The organism is Gilliamella sp. BG2 (assembly GCF_046635645.1).
GTDB lineage: Bacteria > Pseudomonadota > Gammaproteobacteria > Enterobacterales > Orbaceae > Gilliamella > Gilliamella bombi.
The window spans coordinates 1-24,257 of the sequence record NZ_JBIDFF010000023.1; the positions used below are offsets into that span (position 1 = coordinate 1).

Genomic DNA, 24,257 nt, shown 5'->3' on the forward strand with positions numbered 1-24,257 from the left:
TCTTTCCGTTCTTTCTCGCAATACTGAGGTATGCCGAGTGAGTGCCGTGTGGGTTATCGTAGATTTCTAAAATGAACCTTTTCTGGAAATCAGCCAATTGCATCGGCTCACCAAGGTGTTCGCCGTCGGGAACTCGGCAATATCGCTCAATAAAAGCAATTACTTTTTCACCTCTCGTCATATTCCACCTTAATGTATTGGAGTGGCAAGCAAGCCATCATCATGTTTACCCAAGTATCTTCTAGCTTCTTGCTCGTTTTTATTATGATTAACTTGATCTCGTGATTCGCCATTTGTTGCATGAGAGTGTATTTGCAGATTTCTTTTTTGTGCGGCAACTAACCGACCCAAATCAGTAATCTGCTTATCAATTCGCTTTATCTCGTTAGAGTTTCGTTCTTCGCCAATTTTTTTATTCTCCTTAGCTAGCTCTTTCCGTAATTCGAGAATTCTTAATTGGTTATTACATAAATCAGCACATTCGATAAGGTCGGTATCTGTCCATAAATCTAGCGATTTAGATTTAATGTTAGCATCCCAAAAAGGGCGAGCTTTAGCCATTAGCCCCGCGTGCTCAGGAGGTTCAATTGTGTTTTTAGCGGCATTATCCATTGCCCTGATAACCGCCGTAGTGCTATCTGAGCGTGTTTTCTTTTTTGCGGCCATAATCAATCCTAAAAAAACTAAAAAAATCGGGTTAGCGTTAAAATGAATGAGGGTGGGCGGTTTGGACGACCAAAAGTTGTAGAAATTTACCACCCCCTCCCTCTTATTTATGATTTTTTATGAATCTTTGTAAAATAACGATTTCAGTCAACCCAATGCCCACCATAAGGCATACCGTTCACATCGCATCCTATCTCTACTCCTCTATTCTCAATACGTTGTTTAGTGCTTGAGTGATGAGTACTACATAAACCTTGATAGTTTGATGAATCCCAAAATAGCTTTTGGGCTTTCTTTATCTTTATCGGGTCTTTAGATATTAATGCTTGTTCGAGTTTGTGAGGAATAATGTGGTCTACTGCTGTAGCGGGTTCATATCTGCCTTGCTTTAAGCACATAACACAAAATGGATTACGTTGTAGATATGTTAATCGGGCTTTACGCCATCTGGCGTTGTTGTATACGTTTATCATGGTATTATCTTAATCACACATAAACTCTGTGCCGTTCTTAGGCGCAATCTCTTTACAATAGTATTTCTGCCACCCCTCAATTATTACTTTATTGTACTCGATTGCATTGGTGAGATTGTAATAATCTTGTTGAGAAGACTTTGCAAGTCGTAAGGCTTTGTTAGCAATACTGCTGGCGGTGGCACTATCTCGCTCGACGGATTCGACTTTGACGCGCAACTCGACAAGACCGTTATCGATATCATTACGTAAAGCATCTGTTTTAGCTTGACCATTTTTTATTGCCTCAATAATGTTTGATTCAATTTTTTTAACTTCATTATTATCTTGTATATACTTTTCGTACTTTGCTTCGGCTTTATTCGCTCTTGAGACTGCAAGACGTTTATCTTGCCAGCAGTTGTATGCAAAATAACTAACAAAAGCCAATATACTAATCAACGTTATATTTACTTTTGACAATTTGAACATGACGAATCACTCAACAATAACGATACAAATAAAAACCAACCCCAACCGTTAACATCATTAACAGCCATTATTGAAGCGATGATGAAGCATAAGATAGACATAACGCCCTCTCCTTTTCTCGTCTGATTACTAAGCCGTTTAGCACTTTACCGCCTGCTTTATTCCACCTTGGGAACTCATTACAAGCCGCTTTATAATCGCCATTGTTCAGATGTTTATACATTGTTGATGTTCTCATTTTTGAACATCCAACGTTAAAAGTAATTGACGTTACAGCATCAAAAACGGGTTGAGGTAGGTGAAAACCATTAGCGTAGCGATTAACGCACATTTCTGCTGTTTTGATATCACCAACCCATCTTTTGGCTATTTCCTCGTCTAAATAAACTTTTTGTTGAATGTTACCCGTTGAACCAATACCAACCGTTAACACATTAGCGGGACAATAATACGGCTCTCTTACGCATGATTCAGCATTACCGATTATTTCAAGCCCCGCCTTGCTCGTTCTGATTTCATCTGAGTAATTAGCAATAACAATCCCAATGATTACCGAAACACTACAAATCGCACTCGTCGCTATTCTTGTTGTGTTTTTCATAGTATTGCTCTCTCAGGTTCTTTTTATGATAAAAATCTCGGCGTTTATATACCCAGTTAATAATAAACGTCGCTATTGATAAAATAATACCAACCACGATAGCAATATCGTTCAAACTGAGCGCGCCAAATAGAGTGCATATAGCTCCCCAAAAATACGAAATTGGTGAAGTGTATTTTTCCATGATGAATATTCTTGTTAGTTAATGATGTGACAGCGTACTAGCTAAATGTTAGTTATGTGTGTGTCTAGCTTTGCTGTCGATTCTGTAGATGTTGACGACATCAATGTCGCCGACATGCATGAAATTTGGACATGAAAAAACCGCAGTTAAGCGGCTTCATTCAATAATTTTATTCGGCAATAAATCTATAAAAAATTAAAATTTTTAGATAAATAGTGTTGACTTTTATTATAGGTTAACCTATAATGATAACCATCAAGTGAGGGACTTGATAAGGTAAACCCCCGACCTAAGACGAGGGCTTAAGGAGAAGTAAAATGAAGCTCAAAATATTCATTTTAATTCTGCTACTTTTGATTAGCTCGCCAGCATTCTAAAGTAGTTCAAAGGAGAGGGAAACCTCTCCGATGACCTTAAATATATCAATTGACACTTAATAAATCAAGGTGATTTTATGGCAAAATCAATAACAGAAATTCAAGCAAAAAGCGACCAAAAACGAGGAGTTAAAGTAAAAGGCTTCAAACTACACGTTGATGATATCGCATTAATTGAACAGGCAAGTAAAAGCTTAGATGTACCACAAGCTCAACTTATTGTTGATGCTGTGAAATTCTATCTTGATAACAAAAAAGCCTCTTAATTGAGGCTTATATGTAACTATTTACACTGTTGAGTAATGAATCTATTATCATTACCCTGAATTTTTTCTATCAGTTTGCTACGTCAGCATTCACACGTTGTAGCAGGCAACAAAAAAGCCCTGTTATCTCTAACAAGGCTTACATCCAACTATTCGCGTCGAATATAACACATTTATATCATGCGCCACATATAATTTCAAGCATTTTTTACGATTTTTCGCCCCAAAATTGATAAGCTCGATAAAATCTCGTTTTAAGGTAATCTAAGCACCAATTAACTCTATTTCTTGCTTGATAGTTAGTTAGTCTATAATCTGTTATTTTCTCGAGATAATTAGCTATATCTGACATAGCGTGACCATAAACATAATAGCTAACCGCAATTTTGATAATAGGGCTGTTTCTGCCGAACGTTTCAATTAAAAGCTTGTCCACCTTTAAAGCTTCATCATCAGCTAATTGTTCGGCGTGGCGGTGCCTTAATGAAGCAATAATATCACTAGCTTTTTCGAATAACTCTTTACCCTTATATCCTTGGCTATATAAACCATCAATAATATCAACTAACGCAGTATCGCTAATATCGGATGATGATAGCATCATTTTAGCAATCACATTCTCATTACTTTCTTTTATCTCTTGATATGCCCACGCCCCCCAACCTGTAAGAATATTTTCAATAAATAAGCGTTGGTAAGCTGTCAGTGACATACTAGTACCAAGTTGCTTTTTATTCTTCAATTGTGCCAATACATTGTATGCACTCTCGTTTTTTAACGCATCTTCATTCAGATTTTTGGTAAACCTTGCAACCGCTTTTATTGCCGCTCGTTCACTGGTATAACGTCCCAAATTGTAGTGTTGCCGATTACGATAAACTATAGCAACCCATTTATTATCTGATGCTGAATAATGCACGCCCTCTGATAATGTTACCTTGGGGATTTTCCTTTCAATTGAACGAACTTCTTCAAGATTATCAAAGCGATTATCTGCAATATTATCATTTTTGTGCTGGATTTTACGTTTTGGCCATTCGCTAGTAACTAAAAACCACGCCAGTCGTTCTGCAGCGTATTTACGGCTATTTACAACAATAAATAACCGCCCTTGCTTGTCATGTATGCCTTTAACATGGATACCCTCTTTATAAGTAGACGTAAAAATACCTGTATTCTGGTCATAATACACAGCATCTTTTAAAAACTGATGACGCTTATTTTCTCCAATACGCCTAGCTGTTCGACCTAACCGACGAATTGAATGAGCTGATTGCGCTGATTTGTGAGTTAATTCTTGTAGAATTTTTTCAGCTGTCATTAAATTACTCCTCTGCGCAACTATCACAATATATAAAATGACCTAATAAAGTTAAGGTTAAATGCCTAACTATCATCATCCCAAAACAAGTCATTTCCTCTGATGTAACATCTTGTAAAAGACCGTCCTCAACTAATTTTTTGGCTAGCTTTGATTCGCTTTGAAAATAAGTTCCTGTTAATCCTGCCATAAATGCTTTTTCTAATATTTTTAATTCTGCTTTAGTCACCACGTTTCACTACCTCGCACCCAAAAATAACGCAATCACAATGACAGCAACTAAAAACTTAGTGACTGAATAGAATTCTTTGATATATTTTTTATGCTTTGCATTTGTTATTTTATAAGTCACGCCTACTCCCCTTTTTTCTCTTTTAAGCTCGACCATTCATAAACTTTTAGACCCTGGATCAGCACATCATTAAAATCACCTTTTTCTGGCCATCTAATCGTTACCTTTTCAACATCGTTATGTATTGATAAAAGGTTATTCTTAGCGCACTTAAATGCGGCTGATTGTCCTGTTAAATTCCAATCAGTATCAGCAAAAATCATCAGATGCTTAACGCCAAGCGGTGCTATAAATTTTTCTAAAAATGCCGCATTGATAGTAGACCATGTATTACATTTATAAATTTGATAGCATGACAAAGCTGTTTCTATCCCCTCAGCAATGCCAAGCGTTGACGAAACGGGAAATAATCGAATCGCTACCGACTTTGCATAAGTCAGATAATTTTCATCTTGTAAGCTATTTAGCTTCTTAGGTGTGGTAATATTGGCTTTACTGTCTCCATTTAATAACGTGCGATGCAGATAACACAGGTTTCCGTTAAGATCCGTTGCTAATGCATAAATAGCACTTAATGCAGTATTTCCCTTTCCCTCGCTTGGTGAATACTTTATGTTGCATACATTAGTAGGTAGCGTAATATGGCGATTATTGAGGTATTTTTCTGCCTGAGTTCCTTTTAGTGATTCAAGATTATTAAATTTCTTAATAACCCTGTTCCTAAGCTCATTTATATTGCTTTTTAACTGTTTAGGTTGATTATTATTAGTGTATGAATTGCCGATCAGCAGATCGATTTCTTTCGCTAACGTTCTAAAATCTTTTTGCTGGGTTGTTTGCAATAGCTTCCAAATATCACCATTGCCACAACTACAAATCCAAGTCCCCTTATTATCTCTGTTATCCATGCGGTAATGATTTTTCTTACCGCACATAGGACATTCACCACGATAATGCTTACCTCCAGTGATTGGAGGCAAATTATAATGCGCTAAGACAGCAGGAATATGATACTTGATTGCGTCCACGGTTCTCATGCTTGACCGCCCAATAATACTTCATCAGTTGCTAACGATAAGTCTTGCTGTATTTTCTGTGTTGATAATCCACGGCTTTTAGCGTATGCAATTTGTTTACTTAAAATAAAATTTCTCACCTCAGGACCAATTTCTTTTAAGCAATAGTTCAACTTTCTTGGCCACACTCCAAACTTGCTTCGATAAACATGAGCGCACCATCCATCGCTTAATGATTTATTTTTGGTTTGTGCTACTTGATGCTGATAAAACAAAATTTGAGACCACCAAGATTGCTTTTCTGATTGGCTATACTCAGTACGCTTACCTTTGTTAATTTTTTGAATGTTACGGGTTTCGTCTGTTTCAACATCTTCATTAGCTAATGGCTCATAACCGCATTTAGGACATGTATAAACACCAATAGGCTTCATAAATTTACAAGACGGGCATTCCTTTGGCTTTTTCTCGGTAATTTGGCGTTCTTGGATTTTATTATCCTTCATACCATCATCCTTTGACGGTAATTTGTCATACTCAATATCATCAGGAAAACCTAAACGGTGAACCGTTCCGCTATGGTCAAAAATAACGCATTTATCTTTTCCCTCTGCTGTCCTAAGTCCCCTACCAATACACTGAACCCATCTGATTTCTGACTTCGTTGGACGGGCATAAATAACACATCGAACATCACTATCAAAACCAGCAACAAGCACACCTACATTGATGAGGATTTTAGTAATGCCCAACTCAAACCGTTCAATAATTAATTTACGCTCATCTTGTGGAGTGCTTGCCGTCATAACCTCAGCGTTGATCCCCGATTTTTTAAACTGGATAGTGACATAATTTGCGTGCTTAACATTGACGCAAAAGCAAACTGTTGGTAAGTCATTGCCGTGTTCTAGCCAGTTTTGCACTAAATCCCCCACCAAATCAGCTCCGCACATAATTTCGCCTAGCTCATCTTCGTTGTAATCATTTCCCATTGCTGTGTTATGAGATTTAACACCTTTTAAGTTGGGTTTAGTTGGTGCATAGAATTCATAAGGGCTTAACTCGCCAAGTTGTATTAATTCTTTCATACTGGTTGGCTTTATAAGTTTTTCGTAATATTGCCCTAGGAATGTTGCAAAAGGTGTTCCTGATAACCCGATAACCTTTGCTGATGTTTCTTTGATGTATGCTAGTAACTTTTTACGTTTTAAATGAGCTTCATCAATGATAATCAGATCGACATCAGCAGGAAGTTCACGGCGAATCAAAGTATCGGCACTGGCTATCTGAATCGGCTTTCTTGGGTCATATAGTTCGTGCTTTTGCCAAATCACAGAAATAAGATTTTCATCGATCCCGTATTGAACAAAACGAGCCATTGTTTGTTCAATCAAAATGGTGTACGGAGCGATAAATAACACGCGCATATTGTTATTAATAAAACCGTCAGTTATGAATGCGGCAAGCCCCGTTTTACCGCTCCCTGTTGGGCTACTAACCATGAATGTGCGGTATTCCTTCCAGTTTTGACGAAGTTCAGCAAGTCCCTTTTTTTGAGCGTGATTTGGAGTGATATTAAGCATGATTACCTTCTCGCTGAAACCACATCAACGCCTAACGTTTTGTGCTGAGATAAAAAACTATTTCTCAACAAAATAAAACCTTGCTCACCATGTTCACCTAGTGACTGAATACGCTCCAGTGAGCGAATACGAGGGCTTTTGTTATCAAGCTCAATCCAGCAAGACTTACCGCTCTTACTAACCTTAAGGTTGATTTTTGCATTTTCCAAGAAAGGATGCTTCGCCTCCTTCTCAACCACATAACCATTTAGGTTCAACTTAGCAATCAATGCCGACATAAAAAACCGCTTATCCGATACCGTCGTCTTGTCAAACTGCTTGGATAGTATTGCTATAATCTCAGCTTTCATTCATGCCCCTATATATATAATAATTAAGATCTATATAAATAATTCTTTCTTTGGAATAGTAATAAAATATATATACTCAGTAGTATTATTAAACTACCAAGCACCCCCGCCCTTACCCATCAAAAGCCGCTTCTCTCTCTTGATGAGTACCTCAAAAACATGTTGAGGATTTTCGTTACAGTGTAACTATTGGCGGCTCACAGACCTGACAACTCATTACACTTGAATAACGTTTTACATATTTACGAAGCCTTGTATTGGCTTCTCTACGAGCCTTATTCTCCTTTTTGTGTGCTATTGGCTCTTTGTCATATTCGGCTATAAATGCTTCTGCATATAACACAGATACCCTTTTCCTAACTCGCTGCGGTAGCTTTGATAACATTTCGATGATCCATTTTTCATCATCCTTGCAATAAGTTTCGGGTAAGCAATAGATTGATGTCATGAGAATCATTCCGGCGGAAATAACTCTGGCAAATCAGGGCGCAACTCACACGCTTTAACTACGCCATTTGTTGCTTTAACAATTAACGGTACATAGTCAGCTTTGACTTTTTGCTTGTTATGTAGCCATTTCCAAACATTTTGCTGAGTTGTTCCACATGCATTAGCTAATTTTTTTTGACTTCCTGTAATTAAAATGGCTTGCTCAATAACTTTATTTTTCATATTAGCCTCTTAATAACAACTTATGTTGTAAATATATCTTTTGTTTTTGCTTATGTCAACAACTTAAGGTATTTTACTTTATACAACTTTGGTTGTATTTTATTTAAATGAAAAAGGAGCTTAAAAATGACATTAGCAGATCGACTAACTTCAATAATGAAAGAAAAGAAGATTTCTCAGGCGAAACTCGGAGAGGCTATTGGTATGTCTCAAACCACAATATGGAAATTAATGACAGGAAAAACAAAATCAAATAGAAATCTATTGAAGATCGCTGATTATTTAGGTGTTTCGGTGGAATGGTTAGCTAAGGGAGAAGGTCCTCAGCTTAAACAACAACGAGACGGAACACCGATGAACGAATTATCAACAAGAGAAGCGGATGACTGGGATGATAAAACCCCATTAAATGATGATGAAGTTGAAGTTCCATATTTCAAATCAATTGAACTTGCTGCAGGACATGGCTGTTCAAGTACAGAAGATCACAATAGATATAAGCTCAGATTTAGCAAATCATTTTTTAGAAGAAAAAACGCACAGAAAGAGTTTGTCATTTGTTTTCCAGCTAAAGGGAACAGCATGGAGCCCGTTATTCCAGACGGAGCAACTGTTGCGGTAAACACACTACAAAAAGATATTCGTGATGGCGATGTTTATGCAATATGCCAAGACGGATTGTGTCGGCTAAAAAGATTGTATTTATTACCAGCAGGAAAAATAAGAATTGTTTCTTACAACTCTGAAGAATTCCCTGATGAAATCGATGATACTAAAAACATACAAATAATCGGGCGAGTATTTCATTGTTCATTTGAAATGTAATCAATGCTATTAAGAAAGCACGGCTAACCGCTTCGGCGGTTTTTGGATAAATAAGTTGTTAAATCAATAATGTAAGGAATAATACTTGATGACAGACAATATGGTAAAAGTAGGAAGAATTATTAGTGATTCGGAACCTATCGAAGATGGCATAAATAATTCTTTCAGATGTATCGCTTGTTGTGATAATGAAGAATATCCTGTTGTAGCGAAGTATATAAAAGGAATTGAGATATTAAAAGAATTAATTTGTGCTATATTAGGTAGACTAATAAATTTACCAATTCCTGAACCTATATTACTATTAGACCAAAATGATGTTTTCTGTTTCGGTTCTCTTGATGTTGGGTATCCAAATCTCTATCATAGATTAAATATTCAAGACCCGTATTATATTGAATTTCATTCAATAATTAAAAACTGGAGCGCCCTTGAAAGCGCATCTTTTTTTGATGAATTTATTATCAATCCAGACCGACATTCTGGTAATTTATTATACAATGGAAAAGATATAGCTATGATTGATCATGGTTTATCAATGCAATTAGATAAATTTACACCAGACTATGATGAAGATTGGAATAATATATTATTTAATCATTTGCTATGTAAATTTACCGAGTTATCTTGTGAACATAAATTAGATAAAATTGCGCTATGCAACAGATTAACTATTTGGTGCGAAGAAATAGAAGAAATAAATAATAATAATCTAATAGCTAAAGCTATTAATAAAATACCTATTGCTCATAAATCGAAAAATGAGTTACTATATTTTCTAACTAGTCGTAGTGAATTCATTCAAAAAATCATAAACAATAGAATTAACCCAAACCAGATGGATTTTGTAAATGTTTGATAGTAATAAATTATTATCCACAATACCACAAGCGCCAACTTATAAAGCTATTTGGGCTCCAATTTACTTTGAGCCAATCATGGGCTCTGGAGAAAAACTAACTATCGCTGTGGTAGCTGTTAGCGAAGGTGGTGAATTTAAAATTAGACAATCTATTAGACAGTGCGTGGTTAAAGCTATGTATGGTAACAAATCAGATCAGTTTAACTCTCTGATTGAATTAATTATTTCTAGTCTTACTTCACATCTAAGCAAAACAGAAATTCTAGAAAACTGGAATGTTCCTATGCAAGGTGTTGTTTTGGGTAAAATAAAAAGCACCTCATCCAGTGATATTATCGGGGTTCTTAGGCAAGCTGTGATGCTAACATCAAGCCTGTCATCCCTTGATTTTTATTCTAACGATGAAGATAATGATCAATATTCATCAGATAACACTTGGTCAAAATTATTAAAAGATATAACTATAAATAATCATCCAAGCTTCGATCGTTATTTTGATAGAGAATTTAAGGTTGTATCAGAAGCTAGAGCTGCTAAGATATTTTTCCTAAGTGATCGCTCTGCAATTAATACCGAAAGATTAAGACCAAATAACATAGGGACAGATTTAGATAAGAACAAAGCAAGATTGTTAGATTTATTTGCTATCAAGGATCACGATAATTTCTTTACACGAAGTACACATGAGCTTATTGTCTATAGACCGACTGAAGATGATATCACATTTAGCAAGCGACAGATGAAGCGATTAAATGATGCTTTATTAACGCTAGAAGAAGTTGGAGATAAGCACTCAATCATAGTTACCCCTGTGAACACTCCGCAGCAAGCATTAAAAAGGATTGAGAGAGCTGAATTCAATTTTGTAGCTTAAACAGACCCGCCCAGTGCGGGTTTTTTCACACCTAAAATCCCCACCACAACTTTAAAACACCTAATTGATTAAAAAAAAATCAAACAAACAACAATCAATTACATAAAAACAACACATTAACAACTCAACCCCAAAAAATAACAACTTTTAGTGTTGATATAAATAACAACTTATGTTGTAATCTGTATCAACAAACAATTCATCTGATAATTATAAATGATCTTATTAATAATAGTTGTAATCAATTCAATTAAGGAGCTACTAATGAAGACTGCCTATTTATTAAATCACGAGTCACGAGAAAGAATTCAAGAAACGCTAATTCAAATGAAAGCGGTGGCCATGTTAATCAATGAAACAACCTCCCCAGATTCCGATAATAGAAACGACCACGTTAACACTTGCGCTTGGATGATAGCAGATCGGTTAGAAGAGACATTAGAAGCTTTAGATAACTTGCCAAGACAAAAATGAGGTAAAAAATGGACGACAAGAATGTATGTACTCAATTAACCGCTGATGAGTATGAAGAAATTGATTGCCAATTATTACAGTTAAAAGGCGTTGTCGGGTTAATTTTAACGGTAACAAAACCAGACGGAGATTATGCCAATAATCAAATTAATAGCTCGGCGTGGTTGGTTGCTGATGTTATTGAAAACATAAGAAGTAAATTAGAAAAATTATCAAAACCTGTTGGGTGGGAGTAAAAATGAGTAATTTCAGCTTAGGATATTTTTTAGATGAGCCACTTATATCCCTTTTTATTCGTGAAGGGAAAAAGCCATTATTTAGTGCTCTTTTCTCAGCAAAAGAAATCCCTAATGTGATAAAGCAGTTAAATAATCGATGCATAAATGCTATCGAACCTTTAACCAAGATTCATAATCGATTTTTAGAAACGGGTGATCTCAATTGCATATATGAAGTATTTCCACAAATACTTGTGGATATCAGGAAAAAGGCAAAAAGTGGATCCCCTAAGACCGCCATCAAAGGGGAAAATCAAACCAACAACTTAGGAATGAAAGCGTGAAAAATAGTATCAAAAACAATTTATCTTGTCCAGTAATAGCTGGAATCTCTATCACAACCGATAAAGAGGGTCGATATAATCTTAATGCTTTGCATAAAGCTAGTGGGGGCAAAGATGCTAAAAGACCTAAAGCATGGTTAGCAACAAAGTCCACTCAAGAACTTATTGAAGAGCTAAGGCAGAATTCTGCCTTTGGTCAAGAAATAATCACTGTCACAAAAGGCGGTATTTCTTCTGGTACATTCGCCCATGAACTTTTGGCCATTTCTTATGCCGGTTGGATCAGTCCAAAATTTCAGTTGACGGTTAACCAAGTATTTTTGGATTACAAAAAAGGCGAGCTTACACCTACACCAAAAATTGATAACTCAGGGTTACCAGAATTAAGAAAAGCGAGAGCGATAAAAGAAGTTTATAACGTTGCTGAAAAATTATGTGGCCACTTATCTAATTTGAGCTCGCCATCAAAACAAGCTATCTATGCTAAGTTAATTAATCCAATCGCAGGTTCTGTTGTCCCCTATCCTATTCTAGATGGACAAACTTATTCAGCAAAAGAAGTCGGTGCACAACTGGGAATATCAGGTCACAAGGTGGGACTAATTGCTAATAAGTACAATTTGAAGACAGCGGAAAATGGCATCTTTGTGCTAGATAAAGCTGAACATTCAGATAAGCAAGTCACTAACTTTCGTTACAACGAAAATGGAATAAAAGCCATTAAATCACATATGGAGGTATAACCCATGTATAACCCAGTTAATTATTTATTATCAACATCAGCCTCTAAAGAAGAATTAAGAGAAGTGCTTAGTATCGCAAATGACGGTATCGGTGCTATTGCTGACACGCTTCGTTGTGCCGATTTAACTACTGTGGATGATGAAACCATGAATCAATTCGGTTCTGCGTTACTGATATTAAAAGGTGTTATAGAAAATGCTTTTATAAAAATGGAGGAATCAACCAATGAATAATCTTATGTTTACTGTTCACACTTGTTTTGAAAAATTTGTTGTTAAAAATAAGCTAGATTTTTCACTGGTGCGTGACCCAAATATTAAAGCTTTAAACAACTATATTGAAAACGATACAGCACAAATCTTTGATGTATTTGCACAAGGATTCCGTTCTGCTATTGAGTATCAACTAACACAAGGTAAAAGTGACTAATGGAAAGATACAAAATAACAAACTTGATGCGTACATGTTAAATAGGAGACATAAAGATGAGCTTAACTAAAATGATTATTAACAGCGAATTAAATGAAGTTGCGGCAAATGCGGTAAGACAGCAATTTATATTGTTCGCAAAAAAGCATAACCCAAGTGCTGATTTTTCAGTTACAAATGATTCTAATTTACTTAATAACTTTTCTAATGAAGATATACGCAATCAATTCAGCTCATTTATAGCTGGTGCACTTTTAAATCAGTCAGCTTTAGCCGCTAACGCATTCGGCATTATTGCAGACGAGGTGCATACTGCACTTGATAGCTGGGATGAAGAAAGACTTGGTATGGCTAACGAAATGCTCTTTTTTATTAATGATCTTTATATTAAGTATTTCGGTGTTGGATTTATGAAGATTGTTGAGAAGAAACCATCAGAGTTAAATAAATAAACAATATCCCCCAATGGGGGAATACCCCTTTAATGAATTAACGCCAAATTTGGCGAAAAATACAGTATAAGTAAAAGTCTGGAGAAAAATAAAATGTATGACTTAATCGAAGAAAAAGAAATCATGCAAAAGTTTGGCATCAAAAGCAGGACAACAATTTATAATTTAACAAAAAATAAAGGTTTTCCTGCTGCTGTATTGAATTATCCAAAGCGATACAATAAAAAAGCGGTAATTGACTGGTTTAATAATGGCGGAATTAATCAACGTGTTTAATATGCCAAAGGATCTTATCAGCATATAATTCATATGCCTTTCTTTGATCTTCTAACCAATCATGTTTATTGTAAACAGCCATAACACCACCAAGTTCATGCCCTAACATCCTTTCTGTGATATGGGGCATAACTCCCTCCTCTGATAATCTAGTTGATAATGTCCTTCTAAAATCATGGGAGCTCCATTCTGGCATATCTAATTTTTCACGCAATCGCCTTACATACCTATTAGCTGCTGAAATTGTAATAGAGGTATTTAACGATGTTCCTGGAAACATTTTATCATTAAACATATTTTGTAATTTTTCAACCATTGGTCTAATTTGTTCAAAAATAGGTCTTCTTATTACGTTACCCATTTTGCTATGTTCCTTTGGAACTGTCCAAATCAATTCACCCATATCAAATTCATCAACAGAAGCAAGTCGTAATTCTGAATTTCTAGCCCCCCATAACATTAGCATTTGATGTAGAAGCTTATTTATTGTTGATGCCCTGCTATTCTCAATTGCTAGCCATATTTTTGCTAACTCTTTATACGTTAATACCCTATCACCAATTTCAGTTTTAACGCCTATATTTTTAGGGCTTAATTTCATTAACTCACATGAGTCTATAACTTGACGACTAATACACCAATTTATTGCAGATTTAGCCTGCACTAGTATTGTTCTGGCTCTTTTAAGATTAATTTGTTCTTGCTTTTCAAAAAAAGTGACCCAGTCACGCACAGGTATCTCATTAACTGGTATATCAGGAAATTGATTATAAAGATTTTTGCATACAACGGCTTGATATAGTGTGGCAGTTTTATCTCTAAGCGTTGATACATATTTTTCCATCCAATAATCAAGGCAAGCATTCAAAGTCATACCTGTATTGTTTGCTTGATTATGCTTTTTTGGGTCGATTCCTTTATTATATAAGTCTCTCAGCTCACCGACCAAAATCCTAGCATCTTTAAGCGATAATGATGGATAACGTCCTATTGTCATTCTTTGAGCTTTTCCGTTCCATCTATAACGAAATTGAAACGCAATTGTTCCTTTTTGTGATATTCTTACTCCCAAACCATCACCATCGGTTAACTCAGGTAACCCTGTGTAAGGTTTATTTAATATTGATTTTAATTTTGCATCACTTAATGCCATTTTATTTTCTACATTCTGTACACATATAAAAATATAATTATGTACTCAATCTGTACACATTTGCAAGTGAACAAATAAAAAACCGCTTAAATAGCTAAAAACAAAAATGAACAAAAATTTATTATATCTTATTGAATTTAAATAAATAAAAGAACAATTACGAGCAAAGAAGAACAATGAAAAATAACAAAGAACAGCCAACTTTTTACTTCCACGATTATGAAACATTTGGAACTCATCCTGCATTAGATCGCCCTGCTCAATTTGCTGGAATTCGAACTGATGAGAATTTTAATATTATTGAAGATCCTTTGGTTATATATTGTTGTCAAACTCAAGATTATCTACCCAATCCAGAAGCGGTACTAATTACTGGCATAACACCTCAAGAAGCTAATAACAAAGGAGTTTGTGAAGCTGAATTTACTCGACAAATTCATCAAACTTTTAGCAAACCTAATACTTGTATTTTAGGCTATAACAATATTCGTTTTGATGATGAAGTAACGCGTAATCTTTTATATCGTAATTTTTATGACCCTTATACTTATTGTTGGCAACACAACAATTCAAGATGGGATCTACTTGATGTAGTTCGTGCTTGTTATGCGCTAAGACCAGAAGGAATTATTTGGCCAACTAATGATGAAAACCTTCCAAGTTTTCGTTTAGAACATCTAACAAAAGCAAATAACATTAAACATGAACATGCACACGATGCAATGTCTGATGTTTATGCAACTATAGCAATGGCTAAATTAATAAAAGAAAAACAACCTAAACTGTTTAATTATTTTTTCTCATTACGTAAAAAAAATAAAGTTGCTGAACTTATTGATGTAGTTAATATGACACCAATAGTTCATATATCAGGCATGTTAGGTAGCCATCGTGGTAATCTATCTTTAGTTTCACCTATAATTTGGCATCCAGTACAAAATAATGCCGCTGTTATTTGCGATTTAACTGGTAATATAGATCTCTTAATCGATCTCCCCGTTGAGCAAATAAAGGAAAGGCTCTACACCAAAACTGAAGATCTACAATTAGGTGAATCACGAATTCCTTTAAAATTGGTTCATACCAATAAATGTCCTATTATTGCACCATTAAAAACATTATTACCTGAAAATGCTAATCGGTTTAACATTGATATAGAGCAATGTTTAATAAACCAACATAAATTGTTAGAAAATCAAAATTTATTACAAAATAAAATGCAGTCTTTATTTAATATTGATAATAATAGTCCTATTAATACTATTAACGCTGATGTTGATTCTCAAATTTATGGAAAATTTCTAAATAACCAAGATAAGTTACGCTGCGAAACTATTCGAACAACTCCAATTCATCTATTAGATAGTTTATCATTAACGTTTGATGATCCTCGTTTACCAACACTGTTTTTTCGTTATAAAGCGCGAAATTACCCACAAACATTAACAGAGCATGAACAGATTATTTGGAAAGATTATTGTCGTGATAAACTCAACACCCCAAAAATTCAAGATTACTTATTAATATTAGAGCAATATGCTGAAACTTATATTCAGCAACCAGAAAAACTAGCATTAATTAAACAACTTTATCATTACTACCATTATTTAGTTGGTAATTAATTTTGACAAGCGTATCATATAGACAAATAACTTTATGTCACACTAGCAACGTCATAATTTATAATTAAGATTAATAGCATTTACGTTATGAAACATTTTCTAGCTAAGCACGCTACCATCAGACATAGACTATATTCTTTATACTATACACTTTTTAGTTATGGTCGTGGATTGGTCATATTAACTCTTTGTTTATGGGTTGGTAATATTATTTCTAAAATACTACCTATAATGATTCCTGGCAGTATTATTGGTTTATTGATCTTATTCTTCTTACTTGCATTTCAGTTAATTCCCACTTGCTGGATCAAAAATAGCTGTAATCTATTCATGCGTTACATGACATTGTTATTTATTCCTGCAGCAATGGGGATTATGGATAATTATTCACTTTTATTACAAAATTGGGTTCCGATTATATTTGGCTGTGTAGGTGGTTCTCTTATTGTATTGATTCTAACTGCATTTTTAACGGAACAATGTCATAAAGTCGCAGCAAAAAATTCAATTTCATCACCAAAAGGTGAGGTCAATCAGCCATGATATGGATGCTACCATTAACACTTTTTATTTTCTTCATTATTAGAAAAATATCATTTAAAATAAAAAATCCGTTATTTAATCCCCTAGTAATTACGGTCATAGTATTAATTCCAATTTTACTGATAACAAACACTAGCTATACACAATACGTTGACAACGTACAAATCATTAATGACCTCTTGCCTTATTCTGTTGTTGCTCTCGCCTATCCTTTATATGAACTTATTCCCCAAATTAAAGCTCGTTGGAAGTCAATAATGATTATTACTTTTACCGCATCGCTTGCTTCAATGATAACCGGTGTTTGTATTGTATTTTGGTTAGGTGGAAGTATTGAGATTGCTGCATCTGTGCTACCTAAATCTGTTACTACTGCCATTGCAGTAACAATTGCAAGTAATCAAGATGGTGTACCGTCAATAGCTGCATTATGCGTGATATTAGTTGGAACATTAGGCGGTATATTTGGACATCAAATATTAAATTTAGTAAAAATAAAATCAGCACCAGCAAGAGGATTAGCTATCGGTGCTGTTTCACATGCTGTCGGCACTGCCCGTTGTATTGAAGTTGATTATAACGAAGGTGCGTATAGTTCGTTATCATTAGTTTTATGTGGTGTTATGACCTCATTGACAGCACCTTTTTTATTTCCAATAATGGTATGTATTTTTAAGTGGCTTTAGCATGAAATTAAAAAAGCTTATTGCTTATATTGTTAGTTTCAGCTTGATTTCAATAACTGCTATTATAGGTTTAGATTATTGGATCAGCTATAAAACGGCTCCTTATATTTATCATGATGAAAACAAACTTCCTTACCGAACTATTGGTGTTGTACTTGGAACATCGAAATATGTTCGAGGAGGAGGCTTAAATGATTTTTATCGTAACCGTATTGATGGAGCAATTGATCTTTATTGGCAAAACAAAGTTGATTATTTATTATTAAGTGGTGATAACGCTCTTTTAAGCTACAATGAACCAATTACTATGAAGAAGGATTTGATAAAAGCTGGAATTCCTAGCGATGTGATCGTTTTGGATTATGCTGGTTTTAGAACTTTCGATTCGGTGGTTCGTGCCAATAAAGTATTTGATGCAAATAATTTTACTATTATCACTCAAGAGTTTCATTGCGAACGAGCTATTTTTATTGCCCTTGCACAAGACATACAAGCGCAATGTTTTGCTGTGCCCTCCCCTAAAAATATGAAGTTAGTCCGTATTCGCGAAATGTTTGCGCGTGTTAGTGCATTTATTGATCTTTATATTCTAAAAAAAGAACCTAGATATCTTGGTCCTGTAATTCCTATTTTATCTAATGCTCAATAACCATCCTAAATAACAAAAGATTGTAAAAACTTTCAGGAAAGTGCATCTTTAAGTATAAAAACCAGACAAAAGAGAACTTGTCTAATAAATTAGATTGCATTTTTATGCAGGAAAAAGTAATATTTAATCAAATTTAGCATCAAGAAAAATGTATAACTAACAATGAATATTGAATTAAACCATATTAACTGTTTTTATGGTAAACATCAGGCATTAAATGATGTTTCACTCTGTTATCCACTTGGTGAAACCATTGTTTTACTTGGTCAAAGTGGAGCAGGAAAAAGCTCTTTATTAAAAGTATTTAATTTACTTGAAATACCTAAATCAGGGCAGATGACTATTGCTAACACCCATTTTGATTTTTCTGAAAAAATCAGTGAATCAACAATTAGACATCTCCGTAAAAATGTAGGCATGGTATTTCAAAACTATAATTTATGGCCGCATTTGACGGTACTAGAAAATTTGATTGAAGCACCTTGCCAAGTATTAAAGTTATCTAAAAAAGAAGCTTGCGATAAAGCAATGGCGATATTACAAAGATTGCAAATTGATGATATGGCACAACGCTACCCGCTTCACCTCTCAGGTGGACAACAGCAACGTGTAGCTATTGCTAGAGCGTTAATGATGGAACCTCAAATATTATTATTCGATGAACCTACAGCAGCATTAGATCCAGCAATTACATCGCAAATTGCCGAAATTATCAATGAGCTATCTCAAACAGGTATTACACAAATTATAGTTACGCATGAAGTTGATTTTGCACGCAAAATTGCTTCACAAGTAATTTATATGGAGCAAGGTAAAATCATTGAGCGAGGACAACTCGAATGTTTTGCTCATCCTAAAACTGAAGAGTTTAAAGCTTATTTGTCACATTAATTAAAATAAAATTAGGTGGATATATGAAAAAAACGTTACTAGCCATTTGTCTTGCAGGAACTGCTTTTGTAGCTCAAGCAGCAGACACCTTAACAATCGGAACAGAAGCAACTTATGCGCCTTTTGAATTTACTAATGAAAAAAATGAAATCATCGGCTTTGATATTGATGTGATTAATAAGATTTGTGATGAAATAAAAGTTTCATGCAAAATTGTCAATCAATCATTTGATGGTTTAATTCCTAGCTTAAAAACTCGTCGAATTGATGCTGCTATAGCCGGAATTGATATTACGCCAGAACGACAAAAACAAGTTGATTTTACTAAAATTTATTATGATGATAGCTCAATCCAATTTGTTACATTGAAAGATACATTGACTAGTCTCGATCAACTAAAAGGTAAACGAGTTGGTCTACAAAAAGGAACAACTTATCCTAAATATTTAAGTGATAAATTCCCAGATATGAAAGCGGTTAGCTATGATAGTTATCAGTACGCTATTTTAGATTTAAAAGCGAAGAGAATTGATGCAATAGTTTCAAGCTCAATCGTAGCTGGCGAATGGCTAGGCAAAGAGGCAGATATTGTTGCTTTAAGCGATAAAATCACTGACCACGACTATTTTGGTGAAGGTTTAGGAATTGCTATCCGTAAGGGGAACGAAAAATTACTTAACCAATTTGATCAAGCAATAGATAAATTAAAAGCTAACGGTGAGTTAGATGCTATCTATAAAAAATGGTTTAATAAATAAACTATATTTTTAAATAAATATAACAATGATAATCTCGCCGCATTATCTTGCGGCGAATTTATTTTTTAAATTAACCTTGGTTTTTTTATGTTTGATTTTTTTGCAAATAAAATGATATGGATCTCATCGTTAATGGATGGGTATATTTTGCCGCTTATACAAGCAACAGGTATCACATTATCATTGGCCTTTGTATCATTAATTATCGGAATTGTTTTCGCTTTAATTTTCTCAATACTAGAATCTGTTCCATTTAAACCCGTTGCGTGGGCAATGTCCTTATTTAACTTAACAATTCGCGCGTTACCTGAATTATTAATTGTGGTAGCTATTTATAACGGATTACCACTATTATTAATATTATTAAATGATGGTTTCACAATCGATCTTTATTATTTGTCGTTGACGATACAATTAGATATTCAAGATTTTAATATTAGTCCTTTTTTATGCGGTGTTGCAGCACTATCACTTTTATACGCTGTTTATGCCTCTCAAACGTTACGCGGTGCATTTAAAGCAATTTCTAACGGACAAAAACAAGCAGCTCAAGTACTTGGGTTAAGTAAATCACGCACGTTTCTTCGTATTATAATGCCACAAATGTGGCGTCATGCCTTGCCTGGATTAAGTAATCAGTGGTTAATTTTGTTAAAAGACACCGCATTAGTTTCAGCAATTGCAATTGATGATTTAATGATGCAAACCAAAACTATCATCGCGCGAACCAACCAACCTTTTTTATGGTATTTTGTTGCAATGATCATTTATCTAATTATCTCAATTTTAAGTCAAAAGGTTATAACGCGTATTGAAAAACGCTCAACCTATTTTGAACAACCTACATCAGCGAAAAGTTAGTAAGGCCGTATTATGTCTGATAATTTTATTCATTACCTTAACATCATTGCCCAAGGTTTACCCGATACATTAAGTTTAGGTATTTTGGGTATTTTATCTGCTGGATTGATTGCTGCTTGTCTATCATGCATATTGTCATTAAATCACTTTATATTAAATAAAGTTATACGCACATATGTCATTATATTTACAGGTACACCTTTACTAGTACAGCTTTTACTAATTTATTATGGGCCATCACAATTTAGAGATATTTTAATCAAAATACCGACGTTTTATAACATTATTTCTTCGCCTTGGTTTTGTGCCTATTTAACATTAACACTCAATAGTGCCGCCTATACAACTCAAATTTTTTATGGTTCATTAAAAGCCTTACCTAAAGGACAGTGGCAAGCTTGTGAAGCACTTGGCATGAATAAAAAACAAACTTTAAAAGTTGTTTTGCCTTATGCATTAAAAAGAGCCCTTTCGACTTATTCAAATGAAGTTGTCTTTGTAGTAAAAGGCACAGCATTAGCGTCAATGATTCCTGTTATGGATGTTATGGGCTACAGCAATGAATTGAATGCGGATTATTATGATTTCACTATTTTTATTGCTGCTGGGTTAATATATCTCTTGATAAATGGTTTACTTAGCACCATTATGAGGATTATAGAGAAAAAAGCCCTCAAATTTGAAAACTAATATGAGCCAATTTGATTCAGCATCTTTTTTAAAAACAGTCCCACATAAGCCAGGAATTTATCAAATGTTTAATGATAAACAGACGATTATTTATGTGGGAAAGGCTAAAGATCTTAATAATCGCTTAAAAAGTTACTTTAATAATAGTAAAAAAACGCTAAAAACGGATATGCTCGTTAGTCATATCCATCATATTGAATTTACAATTACCAATACCGAAACCGAAGCCTTACTGCTTGAACAGACTTATATTAAAAAGTATCAACCCCGATACAATGTACTGTTAAAAGATGACAAAAGTTACCCTTTTATAAAGTTAAGCAAAGAACAACATCCGCAATTGTCTCTTTATCGTGGTGCGGTCAATCGAAAAAAAGATGAATTTTTTGGCCCTTATCCAAGTGGATATGCAGTAAAGCAAATATTAGCTTTATTACAAAAAACATTTCCAATAAGACAGTGTTTAAATTCAACCTATCGCAACCGAACTCGCCCCTGCCTACAATATCAAATTAAACGTTGCTTAGGGCCTTGTGTGTCTGGATTAGTCAGTGATGAAGATTACCTAGAACAAGTTAACTATGTTAGATTATTTTTATCTGGTCAATCAGATCAGATAATACAAAAAATAACTGAAGATATGCAAAAGGCTAGTAGCGAACTCAACTTTGAAAAAGCAGCGGTTTTGCGTGATCAACTTCAAGCAATAAAACACATTAATGAAAAACAAGCAATATACAATAATAATGATAATCTTGATGTTATTGGATTCCATTATGAATTAGGATTAGCTTGTATCTATGTACTGTTTATTCGGAATGGGCAAACTTTTGGTCATCGATCATACTTTCCTAAAGTACCATCAAATACAGAACTAGAAGAAGTTATAGAAACTTTTTTAGGACAATTTTATCTACAAGGTAACCAGAATAGAAATATTCCGAGAAAAATTTTACTCAATTTTTCATTATCAGATAAACAACCAATGGAAGAAACACTGTCACTTATTGCAGAGCATCAAGTTAAACTCATTGATGAACCTAAAGGAGATAATCTTAAATTACTCAATATTGCAACAGTAAACGCTCAAACTGAAGTTAAAAATAAGCTATTAGAAAATTCCACAATAAAACAACGATATGACGCATTAAAATCTTTTTTGGGAATCGATAAAATTAACCGAATGGAATGTTTTGATATCAGCCACTTTATGGGTAAAAACACGATTGCATCTTGTGTTGTATTTGATGATAAAGGACCAGTTAAATCTGAATTCCGTCGTTATAATATTACTGGTATCACACCTGGCGATGATTATGCGGCAATGGAACAAGTCTTAACGCGCCGTTACAGTAAAAAAGAACTACCCGATGAAAAAGTTCCTGATATTATTTTTATTGACGGTGGTAAAGGGCAACTTAATCAAGCTCTAAAGGTATTTGAACAATTAGAGGTAAATTGGAACAAAAATCATCCTATACTAATTGGTGTTGCTAAAGGAGCTGATCGTAAAGAAGGATTAGAAACCCTCTTTTTTGAAGCTCATGGTACAGGACATTATCTTGATGATCATTCCCCTGCACTATTACTCATTCAGCAAATAAGAAATGCATCACATGATCATGCTATTGTTGGTCAACGTAAAAAAGGGACAAAACAATTAACCGACAGCGCCTTAGAACATATTGAAGGTATTGGCGCTAAAAGGCGTCAAGCACTACTGAAACATTTTGGTGGATTAAGAGAGTTAAAAAATGCCAGTATTGATGAAATAGCGCAAGTACAAGGTATATCAAAACAATTAGCTGAAAAAATTTATCTAAATTTACAACAATAACCCATTGAAAAAATAACATATTTCAGGCAACATAATCATTAAGAAAATACTGTTTTTTATTAATCTATAATGCATTGATTAATAAAATAAAAAAAGAGCTTTTGTCACATGAAAATTAATTTTCCAACATTTTTAACACTATTTCGAGTTATTTTAATTCCTTTTTTTGTGCTGGCATTTTATTTGTTCCCTCATGAATGGTCTGGTTTTTTCTCTGCATTAATTTTTTTAATTGCGGCCGTGACTGATGTATTAGATGGTTATCTTGCTCGCCGTCTAGGACAGACAACCAAGTTTGGCGCATTTTTAGATCCAGTCGCCGACAAAATCATAGTAACAATAGCGCTTGTTTTAATTACACAATATTATCAATCATGGTGGATCTCAATCCCTGCAATTATTATTGTTTCACGAGAAATTATAATATCGGCCTTACGGGAATGGATGGCTGAAATTGGTAAACGTAACAATGTAGCTGTTTCGTCAATTGGGAAAATCAAAACGATAGCACAAATGACAGCATTAACTTGGCTACTTTGGCGCCCTTGTGACATTGTTATTTACGCAGGTCTTGCAGCATTGTTTATTGCAACAGTATTAACGCTATTATCAATGTTGCAATATTTATGGATAGCACATAGCGATTTATTAGAAGAATAATAACTTTTAGTTAATATTTCTACCTAAGCATGTTTTTATTCGAGTAATTTTGTTGATAAATTCTAGTAAACAAAATTACTCATCCCCTTCAAAATCAACCAATAACTTCTATTTAAATTGTTAATCAGTCAAACATT

34 protein-coding genes and 2 pseudogenes are annotated in these 24,257 nt (G+C 34.3%); 22 read left to right on the forward strand and 14 right to left on the reverse strand.

Features of this window, described 5'->3' with window-relative positions; all coding sequences use genetic code 11:
• From ACGH6Q_RS09595 to ACGH6Q_RS09620, 6 genes and pseudogenes are all read right to left on the reverse strand, one after another.
• A pseudogene (locus tag ACGH6Q_RS09595) lies at positions 1-181 on the reverse strand (terminase large subunit); the annotation flags it as partial.
• A gap of 8 nt (positions 182-189) precedes the next feature.
• The gene (locus tag ACGH6Q_RS09600; protein ID WP_411592694.1) at positions 190-666 is read right to left on the reverse strand and encodes a terminase; all 477 of its coding nucleotides are present in this window, start codon (positions 664-666) and stop codon (positions 190-192) included.
• Positions 667-809: 143 nt separating this feature from the next.
• Positions 810-1,139 (reverse strand): HNH endonuclease signature motif containing protein, encoded by a 330-nt coding sequence (locus ACGH6Q_RS09605; RefSeq protein WP_411592695.1) that lies wholly within the window; start codon positions 1,137-1,139, stop codon positions 810-812.
• 9 nt (positions 1,140-1,148) lie between these two features.
• Positions 1,149-1,610 carry a lysis system i-spanin subunit Rz gene (locus ACGH6Q_RS09610; RefSeq protein ID WP_411592696.1) on the reverse strand — a complete coding sequence of 154 codons (462 nt, stop codon included), beginning with the start codon at positions 1,608-1,610 and terminating at the stop codon, positions 1,149-1,151.
• Between the two features lie 67 nt (positions 1,611-1,677).
• Complete coding sequence (locus ACGH6Q_RS09615) at positions 1,678-2,211, reverse strand: lysozyme (protein WP_411592698.1); 534 nt, start codon at positions 2,209-2,211, stop codon at positions 1,678-1,680.
• On the reverse strand, positions 2,171-2,395 hold the full coding sequence (locus tag ACGH6Q_RS09620) for a phage holin family protein (protein ID WP_080702289.1): 225 nt from the start codon (positions 2,393-2,395) through the stop codon (positions 2,171-2,173). The genes ACGH6Q_RS09615 and ACGH6Q_RS09620 overlap by 41 nt, the downstream gene beginning before the upstream one ends.
• Positions 2,396-2,849: 454 nt before the next feature.
• On the opposite strand from ACGH6Q_RS09620, the gene ACGH6Q_RS09625 reads away from it, so the two are divergent.
• Positions 2,850-3,038, forward strand: a complete 189-nt coding sequence (locus ACGH6Q_RS09625; RefSeq protein ID WP_411592699.1) for a ribbon-helix-helix protein, CopG family — start codon at positions 2,850-2,852, stop codon at positions 3,036-3,038.
• 208 nt (positions 3,039-3,246) lie between these two features.
• Here the strand turns inward: ACGH6Q_RS09625 and ACGH6Q_RS09630 are convergent, their stop codons facing one another.
• From ACGH6Q_RS09630 to ACGH6Q_RS09660, 7 genes are all read right to left on the reverse strand, one after another.
• Positions 3,247-4,359: a DUF1133 family protein gene (locus ACGH6Q_RS09630; protein ID WP_411592700.1), complete on the reverse strand. Its 1,113-nt coding sequence runs from the start codon at positions 4,357-4,359 to the stop codon at positions 3,247-3,249.
• Positions 4,360-4,363: 4 nt separating this feature from the next.
• A complete protein-coding gene (locus ACGH6Q_RS09635; protein WP_174798238.1) occupies positions 4,364-4,591 on the reverse strand; it encodes a hypothetical protein in 228 nt (75 codons plus the stop codon).
• A gap of 122 nt (positions 4,592-4,713) precedes the next feature.
• The gene (locus tag ACGH6Q_RS09640; protein ID WP_411592701.1) at positions 4,714-5,688 is read right to left on the reverse strand and encodes a primase-helicase zinc-binding domain-containing protein; all 975 of its coding nucleotides are present in this window, start codon (positions 5,686-5,688) and stop codon (positions 4,714-4,716) included.
• Positions 5,685-7,250: a DEAD/DEAH box helicase family protein gene (locus ACGH6Q_RS09645; protein ID WP_411592702.1), complete on the reverse strand. Its 1,566-nt coding sequence runs from the start codon at positions 7,248-7,250 to the stop codon at positions 5,685-5,687. Before ACGH6Q_RS09645 ends, ACGH6Q_RS09640 begins: the two co-directional genes overlap by 4 nt.
• A 2-nt stretch (positions 7,251-7,252) precedes the next feature.
• Positions 7,253-7,600 (reverse strand): hypothetical protein, encoded by a 348-nt coding sequence (locus ACGH6Q_RS09650; protein WP_411592704.1) that lies wholly within the window; start codon positions 7,598-7,600, stop codon positions 7,253-7,255.
• A gap of 175 nt (positions 7,601-7,775) precedes the next feature.
• Complete coding sequence (locus ACGH6Q_RS09655; protein WP_411592706.1) at positions 7,776-8,048, reverse strand: hypothetical protein; 273 nt, start codon at positions 8,046-8,048, stop codon at positions 7,776-7,778.
• Positions 8,049-8,053: 5 nt separating this feature from the next.
• A complete protein-coding gene (locus ACGH6Q_RS09660) occupies positions 8,054-8,272 on the reverse strand; it encodes a transcriptional regulator (protein WP_296300964.1) in 219 nt (72 codons plus the stop codon).
• A gap of 126 nt (positions 8,273-8,398) precedes the next feature.
• Between ACGH6Q_RS09660 and ACGH6Q_RS09665 the strand changes: the two genes are divergently transcribed.
• From ACGH6Q_RS09665 to ACGH6Q_RS09715, 11 genes are all read left to right on the forward strand, one after another.
• On the forward strand, positions 8,399-9,097 hold the full coding sequence (locus ACGH6Q_RS09665; protein ID WP_296300962.1) for an XRE family transcriptional regulator: 699 nt from the start codon (positions 8,399-8,401) through the stop codon (positions 9,095-9,097).
• Positions 9,098-9,185: 88 nt separating this feature from the next.
• Positions 9,186-9,956, forward strand: a complete 771-nt coding sequence (locus tag ACGH6Q_RS09670) for a HipA family kinase (protein WP_160425580.1) — start codon at positions 9,186-9,188, stop codon at positions 9,954-9,956.
• Positions 9,949-10,833: a hypothetical protein gene (locus tag ACGH6Q_RS09675; RefSeq protein WP_160425582.1), complete on the forward strand. Its 885-nt coding sequence runs from the start codon at positions 9,949-9,951 to the stop codon at positions 10,831-10,833. The genes ACGH6Q_RS09670 and ACGH6Q_RS09675 overlap by 8 nt, the downstream gene beginning before the upstream one ends.
• Before the next feature lie 264 nt (positions 10,834-11,097).
• A complete protein-coding gene (locus tag ACGH6Q_RS09680; protein ID WP_065590908.1) occupies positions 11,098-11,307 on the forward strand; it encodes a hypothetical protein in 210 nt (69 codons plus the stop codon).
• A gap of 8 nt (positions 11,308-11,315) precedes the next feature.
• Positions 11,316-11,543, forward strand: a complete 228-nt coding sequence (locus tag ACGH6Q_RS09685) for a hypothetical protein (protein WP_411592708.1) — start codon at positions 11,316-11,318, stop codon at positions 11,541-11,543.
• A 2-nt stretch (positions 11,544-11,545) separates the two neighbouring features.
• The gene (locus ACGH6Q_RS09690) at positions 11,546-11,869 is read left to right on the forward strand and encodes a hypothetical protein (protein ID WP_411592709.1); all 324 of its coding nucleotides are present in this window, start codon (positions 11,546-11,548) and stop codon (positions 11,867-11,869) included.
• Positions 11,866-12,612: a KilA-N domain-containing protein gene (locus ACGH6Q_RS09695; RefSeq protein ID WP_411592710.1), complete on the forward strand. Its 747-nt coding sequence runs from the start codon at positions 11,866-11,868 to the stop codon at positions 12,610-12,612. The genes ACGH6Q_RS09690 and ACGH6Q_RS09695 overlap by 4 nt, the downstream gene beginning before the upstream one ends.
• Before the next feature lie 3 nt (positions 12,613-12,615).
• Positions 12,616-12,846, forward strand: a complete 231-nt coding sequence (locus tag ACGH6Q_RS09700) for a hypothetical protein (protein ID WP_091123793.1) — start codon at positions 12,616-12,618, stop codon at positions 12,844-12,846.
• Positions 12,839-13,042, forward strand: coding sequence for a hypothetical protein (locus ACGH6Q_RS09705; protein ID WP_411592711.1), 204 nt, complete (start codon positions 12,839-12,841; stop codon positions 13,040-13,042). The genes ACGH6Q_RS09700 and ACGH6Q_RS09705 overlap by 8 nt, the downstream gene beginning before the upstream one ends.
• A 56-nt stretch (positions 13,043-13,098) precedes the next feature.
• Positions 13,099-13,494 (forward strand): hypothetical protein, encoded by a 396-nt coding sequence (locus ACGH6Q_RS09710; protein ID WP_065590902.1) that lies wholly within the window; start codon positions 13,099-13,101, stop codon positions 13,492-13,494.
• A gap of 93 nt (positions 13,495-13,587) precedes the next feature.
• A complete protein-coding gene (locus ACGH6Q_RS09715) occupies positions 13,588-13,770 on the forward strand; it encodes a helix-turn-helix transcriptional regulator (protein ID WP_065567557.1) in 183 nt (60 codons plus the stop codon).
• Here the strand turns inward: ACGH6Q_RS09715 and ACGH6Q_RS09720 are convergent.
• Positions 13,754-14,923, reverse strand: a complete 1,170-nt coding sequence (locus ACGH6Q_RS09720) for a tyrosine-type recombinase/integrase (RefSeq protein WP_411592712.1) — start codon at positions 14,921-14,923, stop codon at positions 13,754-13,756. The two genes, ACGH6Q_RS09715 and ACGH6Q_RS09720, sit on opposite strands and share 17 nt — an antisense overlap.
• Before the next feature lie 176 nt (positions 14,924-15,099).
• Here ACGH6Q_RS09720 and sbcB point away from each other — a divergent pair, with 176 nt between their 5' ends.
• The 10 genes and pseudogenes from sbcB (at position 15,100) to pgsA (ending at position 24,120) form a co-directional block, all read left to right on the forward strand.
• On the forward strand, positions 15,100-16,545 hold the full coding sequence (gene sbcB / locus ACGH6Q_RS09725) for an exodeoxyribonuclease I (RefSeq protein ID WP_411592713.1): 1,446 nt from the start codon (positions 15,100-15,102) through the stop codon (positions 16,543-16,545).
• Between the two features lie 87 nt (positions 16,546-16,632).
• A complete protein-coding gene (locus tag ACGH6Q_RS09730; RefSeq protein ID WP_081296801.1) occupies positions 16,633-17,088 on the forward strand; it encodes a CidA/LrgA family protein in 456 nt (151 codons plus the stop codon).
• The gene (locus ACGH6Q_RS09735) at positions 17,085-17,774 is read left to right on the forward strand and encodes a CidB/LrgB family autolysis modulator (protein WP_411592714.1); all 690 of its coding nucleotides are present in this window, start codon (positions 17,085-17,087) and stop codon (positions 17,772-17,774) included. The genes ACGH6Q_RS09730 and ACGH6Q_RS09735 overlap by 4 nt, the downstream gene beginning before the upstream one ends.
• A gap of 1 nt (position 17,775) precedes the next feature.
• Positions 17,776-18,405: pseudogene (locus ACGH6Q_RS09740) on the forward strand (ElyC/SanA/YdcF family protein); the annotation flags it as partial.
• 180 nt (positions 18,406-18,585) lie between these two features.
• Positions 18,586-19,314 carry an arginine ABC transporter ATP-binding protein ArtP gene (artP, locus tag ACGH6Q_RS09745; RefSeq protein ID WP_065560281.1) on the forward strand — a complete coding sequence of 243 codons (729 nt, stop codon included), beginning with the start codon at positions 18,586-18,588 and terminating at the stop codon, positions 19,312-19,314.
• Positions 19,315-19,337: 23 nt separating this feature from the next.
• Positions 19,338-20,072: a transporter substrate-binding domain-containing protein gene (locus tag ACGH6Q_RS09750; protein ID WP_065560282.1), complete on the forward strand. Its 735-nt coding sequence runs from the start codon at positions 19,338-19,340 to the stop codon at positions 20,070-20,072.
• A gap of 132 nt (positions 20,073-20,204) precedes the next feature.
• On the forward strand, positions 20,205-20,933 hold the full coding sequence (gene artQ, locus ACGH6Q_RS09755) for an arginine ABC transporter permease ArtQ (protein WP_065560289.1): 729 nt from the start codon (positions 20,205-20,207) through the stop codon (positions 20,931-20,933).
• A 12-nt stretch (positions 20,934-20,945) separates the two neighbouring features.
• A complete protein-coding gene (artM, locus tag ACGH6Q_RS09760; protein WP_065560283.1) occupies positions 20,946-21,623 on the forward strand; it encodes an arginine ABC transporter permease ArtM in 678 nt (225 codons plus the stop codon).
• A gap of 1 nt (position 21,624) precedes the next feature.
• The gene (uvrC, locus tag ACGH6Q_RS09765; protein ID WP_065575175.1) at positions 21,625-23,460 is read left to right on the forward strand and encodes an excinuclease ABC subunit UvrC; all 1,836 of its coding nucleotides are present in this window, start codon (positions 21,625-21,627) and stop codon (positions 23,458-23,460) included.
• Between the two features lie 108 nt (positions 23,461-23,568).
• Positions 23,569-24,120, forward strand: a complete 552-nt coding sequence (gene pgsA, locus ACGH6Q_RS09770; RefSeq protein WP_034913104.1) for a CDP-diacylglycerol--glycerol-3-phosphate 3-phosphatidyltransferase — start codon at positions 23,569-23,571, stop codon at positions 24,118-24,120.
• The last annotated feature ends 137 nt before the right edge of the window (positions 24,121-24,257 follow it).